Source organism: Devosia sp., from assembly GCF_036406155.1.
Lineage (GTDB): Bacteria > Pseudomonadota > Alphaproteobacteria > Rhizobiales > Devosiaceae > Devosia_A.
The window spans coordinates 1-4,349 of sequence record NZ_DASWVV010000186.1; the positions used below are offsets into that span (position 1 = coordinate 1).

At 70.1% G+C, this 4,349-nt stretch carries 4 protein-coding genes; 1 reads left to right on the forward strand and 3 read right to left on the reverse strand.

The features are described from left to right. The coding region (locus VGD93_RS12475) for an adenosylcobinamide-GDP ribazoletransferase (RefSeq protein WP_395012510.1) at positions 1 to 527 on the reverse strand (527 nt) is incomplete at its 3' end. 132 nt (positions 528 to 659) lie between these two features. On the opposite strand from VGD93_RS12475, the gene cobT reads away from it, so the two are divergent. After that, the gene (cobT, locus tag VGD93_RS12480) at positions 660 to 1,673 is read left to right on the forward strand and encodes a nicotinate-nucleotide--dimethylbenzimidazole phosphoribosyltransferase (RefSeq protein ID WP_395012511.1); all 1,014 of its coding nucleotides are present in this window, start codon (positions 660 to 662) and stop codon (positions 1,671 to 1,673) included. Positions 1,674 to 1,689: 16 nt separating this feature from the next. On the opposite strand, the gene VGD93_RS12485 is transcribed toward cobT, so the two are convergent. Both VGD93_RS12485 and VGD93_RS12490 read right to left on the reverse strand, forming a co-directional pair. Then, positions 1,690 to 2,514 carry a DUF6544 family protein gene (locus VGD93_RS12485; protein ID WP_395012512.1) on the reverse strand — a complete coding sequence of 275 codons (825 nt, stop codon included), beginning with the start codon at positions 2,512 to 2,514 and terminating at the stop codon, positions 1,690 to 1,692. 91 nt (positions 2,515 to 2,605) lie between these two features. Next, positions 2,606 to 4,138 (reverse strand): sensor histidine kinase, encoded by a 1,533-nt coding sequence (locus tag VGD93_RS12490; protein WP_395012513.1) that lies wholly within the window; start codon positions 4,136 to 4,138, stop codon positions 2,606 to 2,608. Positions 4,139 to 4,349: the final 211 nt, after the last annotated feature.

The following is a 4,349-nucleotide window of genomic DNA, read 5'->3' on the forward strand; positions in this document are numbered from 1 at the left end:
AGCGCCCCCGAGCGCGCGACGAGGCCGGCGGCGAGCCAGAGCGCGGCGGCGGCGAGGGGCGCGGCCGTCGCTACCGCGCCCAGCGCCAGCACCCGCACCATGAGGTAGAGGCACAGCGCCACGACGCCGTAGGTGCCGTGCCGGCTGTCCTTCATGATCTCGAGGCGCTGCGCGGCGGAGGCGCCGCCGAACAGGCCGTCCATCGCGTCGGCGAGCGCATCCTCGGGCATGGCGCCTGTCGCGACGACCAGCGCGCCCGTGGCCAGCGCGGCGGCGACGTAGGCCGGGATGCCGATCCAGCAGGCCAGAACGAGCAGTGCCGCGGGCGGCAGGCCGATGACGAGACTGGTGAAGGGCAGGGCGCGCGCCATGCGCGACAGGTCGGGGCGTTCGTGCCTTCGCGCCCCGGTGGGCAGGCGCGAAAAGAAGCGCAGCCCCATGACGAGGTCGTCCGCGAGGCGCCCGCCACCGCCGCCCGCCCCGTTGTCCTGGCGCGGCCGGTCCGCTCGTTTCTGCTCGTCGTTCACCTGCATTTCCTCGTCCCGGATGGAGCCGTGCACTTCTGGTCCGGCCGGCGGGCCATTGCAACCGCCGCCGCGGAGGGGTACTGGCGACTCGCCGTCCATTCCTGTTTTCTGCAGGCCCGCATCGGAGCCGCCATGACTTCCCCCTACGCCGACATCATCGACCTGCTCAAGCTCCCACCCGACGGCGACGAGGCCGCCGTGGCCGCCGTGCGCGCCCGCGACCTGACGCTGACCAAGCCGCCCGGCTCGCTGGGCAAGCTCGAGGGGCTGGTGGAATTCCTGGCGCGCTGGCAGGGCAAGGCCGCACCGACGGTGGCCGACCCGATGGTGGCGATCTTCGCCGGCAACCATGGCGTGACCGACGAGGGCATCTCCGCCTATCCGCGGGCGGTGACGGCGCAGATGGTCGCCAATTTCACCAATGGCGGCGCCGCCGTCAGCCAGATCTGCGCCATGCACGAGCTCAATCTGCGCGTCTTCGAACTGGCGCTCGAACTGCCGACCGGCAACATCACCAGGGAGCCGGCGCTGGACGACAAGATGTGCGCCGCCACCATCGCCTATGGCATGGAAGCGATCGCGGGCAACCCGGACCTGCTCTGCGTCGGCGAAATGGGCATCGGCAACACCACGGTGGCCGCCGCCATCTTTGCCGCGCTCTACGGCGGATCGGGTGCCGACTGGGTGGGCCGGGGCACCGGCGTCGACGATGCCGGCCTCGCCCGCAAGGCCGCCGCCGTCGACGCGGCGCTCGCCCTGCACAGGGACGCGCTCATCGATCCCCTGGCCATCCTCGCGCGCCTCGGCGGCCGCGAGATCGCGGCCATCCTCGGGGCCATCATCTCCACCCGGCACCAGCACGTTCCGGTGATCGTGGACGGCTTCGTCGCCACGGCGGCCGCCGCCATCGCCCACGCCGTCAATCCGGCCGCCATCGACCACTGCATCTTCGCCCATGTCTCGGCCGAGCAGGGACACCAGCGGGCGCTTGCCGCCATGGGCAAGCCCGCCCTGCTGCAGCTCGACTTGTGCCTCGGCGAGGGCAGCGGCGCGGCGCTGGCGGCCGTGCTGGTCAAGACGGCACTGCATCTGCACAACAACATGGCGACGTTCGCCGAGGCCAGGGTGAGCGGCAAGATCGACTGAGGCCGGTCGCCGCCGGCTAGTCGTAAGCCAGCGCCACAACGTCCAGCTCGATATAGGCGAAGCTGCCGCCGTCAAGCTTCCAGACGCCCTGCCCGCCAGCGGGAAGCAACAGGCCGTTGAGCTCCCTGTGGCCGCTGATCGGGGTCTCCCAGGTCTCGAGGCTGCGGGTGTCGGTGTTGAAGCGCTGCGCCCGGAAGTCGACGATGCGGTCGTCGCCATCCAAGACGAGCGTGGCCCTCGCCGTGAGGCCGCTGTCCGTCACGGACACTTCGGCGGAACGCTCATCGATGGCGCGCCAGGATACGTTCGGGGCCAGATAGGCGGCGGGAAACCACATCATCTCGTTGAGGTAGCGCATCAGCCCCGCCGCCCCCAGTTCGCTGCCGCCGACATCGGCGACGGGGACGACGCCCAGCGCCTTCATCAGGATGCTGGCGCCGCCGCCCGAGTAGGTGTCGCGTCCAAACACGAACGGCAGGCTGCGCGACACGAAGTAGGCACGCCAGACGAACCCCGGGGGGTCGACCGTGTAGACCTGGTCGGCCTCGAAGTTCATCCACGCGGCGGTCGGGGCGGTGCGCATGCGTCCGACCTGCCTGAGGCGAACGATCGATGGGATAGGCCTGCCGATCACGCCCGCCTTTCGCATGAAGCGCTGCACCGGCGGGGGCAGCCGGGCCACCGCTGCCTCGGTCACGGTCCGGCCGACCGGCCTTGCCGCCGCCACCAGGGCCGCCGTTTCGCGGTCTATCGCCCGGCTGAAGGCCAGCCACGACAGGGCGGTACCGCCCGCCAGCGCGGCAAGCAGGCCAAAGGCGATGATGACTGTGGCCCTGAGCATGGCGAGGGTTCCGGGTAGTCCGCCCCGATGCTAGCGCCGGGGACGCGGCCGTCCTTGAGGTGGGTCAATCGGCGCCCGCCGGCGGGCGGCGTCAGCCGGCGTCGGAATAGATGCGCAGGCGCTCCGTCCTTGCCACCACCGGGGCGAGCGCGTCCATCACCCGCGCCCGCGGGAAGGTGGCAATCGCCTCCGTTCCGAACCGCAGCTTGGAAAACAGGTCGAAGCGCCCCTGGTGCAGTTCCATGATCCGCTGCACGATGGGCAGGCCGAGCCCGGCGCCCTGTTCGGCGGTCTTGTGCGCCAGGCTGCCCTGGCCGAAGGACGACAGCACGGTGGCGATCTCGTCCTCGGGGATACCGGGGCCATTGTCGCGCACCGACACCAGCTGGCCGCCGTCGGCGCTGCGGTCGATCGCCATCTGCACCTTGCCTGCCTGCGGCGTGAACTTGATGGCGTTGGACAGCAGGTTGAGCACCACCTGGCGGATGGCGCGCTCGTCGCCCCACAGCCTGGGCAGGCCGGCGGCATAGGACACCGCCAGCTCGATGCCCTTGGCCTGGGCGCGGATTTCCATCATCCGGCGGCAGTCCTCGGCGATGTCGATGAGCGACACCGCCTCCTCGTTGAGCTCGTACTTGCCGGCCTCGATGCGGGACAGGTCGAGCAGTTCGTTGATGAGGTTGAGCAGGTGCTGGCCGGAGCGGTGGATGTCGCCGGCATATTCCTTGTACTGGGGCACGGCGTGCGGCCCCAGCAGTTCCGACTGCAGCACCTCGGAAAAGCCGATGATGGCGTTGAGCGGCGTCCTCAGCTCGTGGCTCATGGTGGCAAGGAACTGCGACTTGGCGATGTTGGCCTGCTCGGCGTGGCGGCGGGCCTCGTCGGACATGTGCCGGGCCTCTTCCAGCTCGAAGATGAGGGCGTCCTTCTCGGCCCGGTGCTTGACCGATTCCAGCTCGGAGCCGTGCATCTGGCGCGCCAGGTAGACGAAGAACACTTCGCCGCCGAGGGTGACGGCCGCGAGGGCATAATTGAGTGTGCCGCCGCTGACGATGAGGTTGAGGCCGACGGTCAGGGTCACCGGCAGTGTGCTCATCAGCGTCGCGCCCGGCAGCGTGCGGGTGGACACGGCATTGGCGGCAACCCCGACCAGCACCATGGCGAACATGGCGACCGCGAGGTCGTGCGCCGCCGCCCCGGTCAGGGTGAACAGCGACAGCAGCGACCAGGCGATGCCGTACGCCGTCTCGGCAAGGATGAACCGCATCGTCCAGTAGCCGGCGCTGTACTCCTGCGGCTCGCTGCGCTTGAAGCGGCGGCACAGCAGCACCACCACGGTGTTGGCGGCAATCACCGTCGCGACCCAGGCCGCCGCGGCGAGCACGGGCACCCACAGGCTGGCGAACAGGGCGAGGATCAAGAGGATCGCCGGCAGCGCCAGTTCGCCGGAAATGCGCGAGCCGGCATACTCGTCGAGCAGTTCGAAATCGAAGGCGGCGCGCGTGCCCGAGGTCGAGGTCAGGCGTTGGCGCGCATCGAACACCGCCCGCTGCGAACTGCGCCGCGGCTCACGCCCCGTTTGCGCGCGCGCGTCGCCATTGGTAGCAGCCGGTGTGAACGGCATTACGCAGTACTCGTGTTACCAGGATGCGAAGGTCGAACGCTTTCGCTACGCTGTTTGGCAGCCTAGCCGGATCGTGGTTAAGGGAGAGTGAAACGGTGGCTCGCCGGACGACCGGAAATGCGCGCAATTCCGGGCGGCGGCGCCAGCCCCGGGCCGGATCGCTTCCCGGGCTCGCCGCGCTCCTCGCGCTGTTCGCCGGCGCCGCCTGGCT